This window comes from Frankia gtarii (assembly GCF_025403375.1).
In the GTDB taxonomy this organism is placed as follows: Bacteria; Actinomycetota; Actinomycetes; order Frankiales; family Frankiaceae; genus Frankia; species Frankia gtarii.
In genome coordinates this window covers 1-3692 of record NZ_JAMPTM010000427.1, presented here as the reverse complement: position 1 = coordinate 3692, position 3692 = coordinate 1, and the positions used below count along the sequence as shown (strand labels likewise).

The following is a 3692-nucleotide window of genomic DNA, read 5'->3' as shown; positions in this document are numbered from 1 at the left end:
GGGATGGGCAGCAGGTCAGACATGCGGGGCTCCAACCAGAAGGTGGGGCCGGCCGCGGCGGTGCGGTGCGCGCACGGGCCCGGCCGGCACGGGAGTGCTAGGCGGCCGGGCGGTGCGAGGCGTCGAGCGCGGCGTGCGGCGCCGGGGGGAGCGGCGGGGCCGGTGGGCGCGGTCGCCGGACTGGTTGGCCGTCGGCACGGAAGACGATCACGTCCTGGTGGACCGGGTAGGCGCGTGGCCGCCCGTGCGGGCGGTGGGTGCCGAGGGCCCGGGTGTAGGGGACGGCGGTGAGCGCGACGGCACGCTGCACCGGCCGCCAGCCGACGTCCCGGCCGGCGGCGGCGACCTGGCTGGCCAGGTCCACCCCGCCGCCGATGTGGTAGGCGGCGATGACGACGAGGTGGCCGCCGGGCCGGGGCAGGTCCCGGTAGGCGGCCAGCCGTGCGCGTAGCCGGTCCCTGGCCGGACCGGTCGGCTCGGCAGGGTCGGCCGGTCCGATCGCGGTCAGGACCAGGTCGATCGGTCCGAGTCCGGTCCAGGACTCGCCGTCGGGCAGCGCGTCGAGGATCATCCCGTCGCCGCGGGCGCCGCGGGCCTTCGCCAGGGTGAGCGCGGCGCGGGCGGTCTCCCACCGCTCGGGGTCGGTGGTGATGCCGATGCCGTGGCGGCGGGCGTGCACGGCTTCGGCCACGACCGTTCCCCGCCCGCAGTCCGGGTCGCACACCGTGTCGCCGGGCCGGCTGTAGGCCGCGATCGCGTGGGCGGCGACCGCCGCTGACACCGCCGCGTCGCCGTGCGGCGCATCGGCCGGCGGTCGCCCGGTCTGGTGGGTGGCAGTGTTGTGCCGGCCGGTGTGCCAGACCGTCGCCCACCGCGCGTCGCCGCGCCACGTCTCGCCGTCGGCGGTCATCGGGCCGCGCCCCCCGTCGGCGGCACCGGTGCGAGCGGGGCGAACAGCAGCATGTCGGAGTGCACCCTGCGGGCCACCGTCCCGTGCGGCAGCGGGGTGGGTGGCTGGTCGAGCTCGTCGAGGGGGACTTCCAGCAGGACGACCCGGTCGAGCAGCGCGAGCCCGTGGCGGCTGGTGGCGGCGGTCAGGTCGCCGGTGGGGTCGATCAGCCGGCCGGCGATGCTGTCGCTGCGGGTGATCACGGCCAGCAGGCCGGCGGGACTGACCAGACGGGCCCATGGGACACCGTGCAACCAGCCGGTCCGCGTCGGTTCCACGACCGAGACGACCAGCGGATGTCCCTCGGCGTCCGGCGCCCGACCGGGCGCCGGGTCGAGTCCCGGTCTCGACCCCGCCACCGTGTGGGTGGGGCCGGCGGGCCCGGTCCGGACCCGGACGCACCGGTCGAGTCGGGCGACGGCCCAGACGGTGTCCCCGAGCCCGTCGGAGGCGTCGCCCTCGGCGACGTCGCGGCGCGGTCCGGCTCCGTCTTGGGGCGGCGCGGTCAGCAGCAGGACCGGGTCACCGGGCCGGGTATGGGTCACGACGAGCTGTTCCACAGCGGCTGCAAGCCAGCCGGCCGGCGGCCGGCCGGGGCTGGCGGGAGGGCACGGCCAGACGGTCGCTGGCCGGCCCGCGGGGACGACAACGCGGCCGTCGCGGTCAGGGTCGGATACGGGCATCAAGAGGTTTTCCTTTCACGGCGGAGTGTTTTCGCGGCCGTAAAAGGAGACCGTCTGCTGGGCATGCCTCGGACACCAGCCCGGCGACCTTTTTCAAGATTTTTCTCGCTGGGCAGGGCCTAGTCTGACCGGACTATTGATCGCTGGCAGATCGCTGGGCAGCGCTCGGACGGTCCGTCCGAAAATTTTTTCAAGATTTTTCTCGCTGGGGTCATTGTCGGCTGGCCGTGCTGCCAGCAGGGATGCCCAGCGATCTTCCTCGGATGTCACAGCGTCGCAGCTCACATCCCTGCTGTGCAGGTTCGGGGCGCCGCCGGCGTCGGGTCGACTCCGGGGCTTGCGGAAATGCCGACACTAGATCACTGGGATTCCGCTGGGCGCCAGAGATCTTTGCTGTGCATTCACTGGGAGATCATTATTGCTTTTCGCTGGGCACGGTGTGGCGTCCTTGGTGCTGTCCGCATTTCCGTGACAGCGAAGGACGGCAGTAATGCCCGACGGAATGTCTTCACTTCCTCCGCGACCGGCCGGCCGGGGCGCGTCCGCGTTGCCGCTGGCGACATTGCGGGACTGCTTTGGCCTGCTGGTCGCGGGCCCCGCGCCGCTGGCGCTGGACGGCTCGCTGGTGCCAGGTCTGCCGGAGCGGCTGGTGGCGTTGGACGAGCTGCGCGACCGGCTACTGGCCGGCTCCTGCCCGCAGCCCGTCCGCGACGCCGCCTGGGCGGTGGTGATCCGCCGCTCCCGCCGCTACGGCGGCGCGTGGACAGTCGGCGCCGCCGGCATGGCGCTGCCCGCCCTGCGCGCGGTCTGCGCCCGGCTCGGCGGCCACAGCGACCTCGACCCGGCCGACGTGCAGGCCGAGGTGCTCACCGGGTTCCTCGAAGCGGCGGCCACCGTCCGCCTGGACCTGCCGCGAATCGCGGTGCGGCTGCGCTGGGCCGCCTACCGGGCCGGGCTCGCGCTGACCGTCCAGCAGCGGGAAACCCCTCATCCCGACCCGGACCTGTTCCAGACCGTCGCCGCGGCCGAAGCACCGCAGTCCGGTCCGGGCCAGGCCGGTCCCGAACAGGTCCTGGCGGGCCTGGTCGCCGCCGGAGTCCTGACCGATACCGAGGCCGATCTGATCGCCGCGACCCGCCTGGACGAGATGCCGATCAGCGCCTGGGCCGCCCGCCACGCGACGGCGCCCCGCCGGGCATCCCGGCTGCGGGAGCGGGCCGAGCAGCGCCTCGTCGACCACCTCACCGGCCCGGCCGGTGCCAGCCGTGCCGGGCGTTCGCCGGCCGCCGAGACCCCGCGCTGGCCACATCCACCGGCCGGCGCGCCGGCGCTGACGGTCGCGGGGGTGCCGGCATGAACCCGACCCGACCGCGGCCCGAGGCCCGCCCCGTCCGCTCCCGCGCGGACGGCCGGCGTGCCGTGGCGCGCCGCGCGGTCCTGCTCACCGTGCTCGTGCTCGCGCTCGTGCTGGCGGGCAGCGTGGCGGCCTTCGCCGCGCCGGCGCCGGCGGCGCCTGTGGCGCCGGATCTGAACGCCGTCCTGAACAACGTCCGCAACTGGATCATGGGAATCCTGGCGCTGCTGGCGACGGTCTTCCTGTCGATCGGCGGGGTGCGCTACCTGATCTCCAACGGCGATCCCGGCGAGGTCGGCAAAGCCAAGGACAGCTTCCGCAACGCGGGCTGGGGGTACGGGCTGGCCGCGCTCGCCCCGGTCGTCGTCGCGATCCTCAAGCAGATCGTCGGGGGCTAGCCCATGACCGCCGCCGTCCCGGCACGCCGCGCCCTGCTCCTGGTCGTCGCGGTGCTGGGGCTGCTCGCCGTGCTGCGCGCGCCCGCCATGGTGCACGCCGGCGAGGGCATGCGCCCCGGGCTCACCCGCACGCTGCTGCTGGGAGCGGCGCGGCCGGTCGAGCGGGTGACACACCTCGGGCACCTGGACGCGCCGGACCGCTGGCTGGCGCGCGCCTTCGGCCACGGGACCGCGCCGCGCGGGGGCGCCTCGGAGCTGGCGACCGCGGCGAGCCACGCGGCGACCGGCCGTGCCGGCACCTTCGGGGC

Annotated in this window: 4 protein-coding genes and 1 pseudogene; 3 read left to right on the top strand and 2 right to left on the bottom strand. The window is 75.2% G+C overall.

Annotated features, from left to right (window positions below; genetic code table 11):
- Positions 1-97: 97 nt before the first annotated feature.
- Positions 98-910 (bottom strand): DNA methyltransferase, encoded by an 813-nt coding sequence (locus NBZ83_RS30850; RefSeq protein WP_261576384.1) that lies wholly within the window; start codon positions 908-910, stop codon positions 98-100.
- Positions 907-1632: a hypothetical protein gene (locus tag NBZ83_RS30845; protein ID WP_261576383.1), complete on the bottom strand. Its 726-nt coding sequence runs from the start codon at positions 1630-1632 to the stop codon at positions 907-909. Before NBZ83_RS30845 ends, NBZ83_RS30850 begins: the two co-directional genes overlap by 4 nt.
- 490 nt (positions 1633-2122) lie before the next feature.
- Here NBZ83_RS30845 and NBZ83_RS30840 point away from each other — a divergent pair, with 490 nt between their 5' ends.
- The 3 genes and pseudogenes from NBZ83_RS30840 to NBZ83_RS30830 all read left to right on the top strand — a co-directional run.
- Positions 2123-2989: a hypothetical protein gene (locus NBZ83_RS30840; protein ID WP_055752702.1), complete on the top strand. Its 867-nt coding sequence runs from the start codon at positions 2123-2125 to the stop codon at positions 2987-2989.
- Complete coding sequence (locus NBZ83_RS30835; protein WP_055752701.1) at positions 2986-3384, top strand: pilin; 399 nt, start codon at positions 2986-2988, stop codon at positions 3382-3384. The genes NBZ83_RS30840 and NBZ83_RS30835 overlap by 4 nt, the downstream gene beginning before the upstream one ends.
- A 3-nt stretch (positions 3385-3387) precedes the next feature.
- Positions 3388-3692, top strand: a pseudogene (locus NBZ83_RS30830) (DUF459 domain-containing protein); the annotation flags it as partial.